This window comes from Alcanivorax sp. HI0044 (assembly GCF_001634945.1).
Genome location: NZ_LWEZ01001348.1, coordinates 1 through 1,138 on the forward strand (window position 1 = coordinate 1; position 1,138 = coordinate 1,138).

A 1,138-nucleotide genomic window follows, 5' to 3' on the forward strand; every position below is an offset into this window, starting at 1 on the left:
GCGCCGCGGCCACATCAGAAATAGCCGTAATCTGCGGCACACCAATACCGGCCACGATACGGGTAGTACAGATAGAGCCAGGGCCGATACCCACTTTCACCGCATCGGCGCCAGCAGCCACCAGATCTTTGGCTGCAGCGGCCGTGGCGATATTGCCGCCGATCACTTGCACCTCGGGGAAATGCTTCTTCACCCAGGCAACACGGTCGATCACACCCTGGGAATGGCCGTGTGCAGTATCCACCACGATCACATCCACCCCGGCTTCCACCAACGCAGCAACGCGCTCGTCGGTGCCGGCCCCGGTGCCCACTGCCGCACCCACACGGAGGCGCCCCTGGGAGTCCTTGCAGGCATTAGGGTATTTGGCCGCTTTTTCGATATCTTTCACGGTGATCATGCCGCGCAGATCGCCGGCAGCGTTCACCACAATGACTTTCTCGATGCGATGCTTGTGCAGCAGTGCCTGAACTTCATCAGCACCAACACCTTCCTGCACTGTCACCAGCCGGTCCTTGCCGGTCATGATGTCTTTCACACACTGGTCGTAGTTGGTGATGAAACGGGTGTCACGGCTGGTGACAATGCCAACCACCTTGTCACCTTCTCCGTTTTTCTCAACCACCGGAACGCCGGAAATGTTGTTCGCATCAGTGATGCGGATCAATTCGGCAACTGTGGTATCAGGGCTGACGGTAATCGGGTCTTTGACCACACCGGATTCGTATTTCTTGACCATGCGTACATTACGCGCCTGGTCTTCGATATCCATGCTTTTATGGAGGATACCGACACCCCCTTCCTGCGCCATGGTAATGGCCAGGCGATGCTCGGTAACCGTATCCATGGCTGCGGATACCAGGGGAATGTTAAGAGCGATGTCCCGGGTCAATTTGGATTTCAGGGACACGTCCTTGGGCAGCACATTGGAATGGGCAGGCACAAGCAAAACGTCATCAAACGTTAATGCTTCTTGGGCAATTCTGAGCATATTGCACCGTAGGAAGTGAGGGGGGAGCCTGGCGGATGCCACCGGGCGGAGCGGCAGCACCCAGAATGAGACAGGCACCCCGTTAAATTAAGCGGGCGATTATACGACATTACCGGCTAACCACACAATCACCGCTGGCAGGGTTCA

1 protein-coding gene is annotated in these 1,138 nt (G+C 56.8%); it reads right to left on the reverse strand.

Annotated features, from left to right (window positions below):
- The coding region (locus A3730_RS19945; RefSeq protein WP_063538765.1) for an IMP dehydrogenase at positions 1 to 991 on the reverse strand (991 nt) is incomplete at its 3' end.
- Between the last annotated feature and the right edge of the window lie 147 nt (positions 992 to 1,138).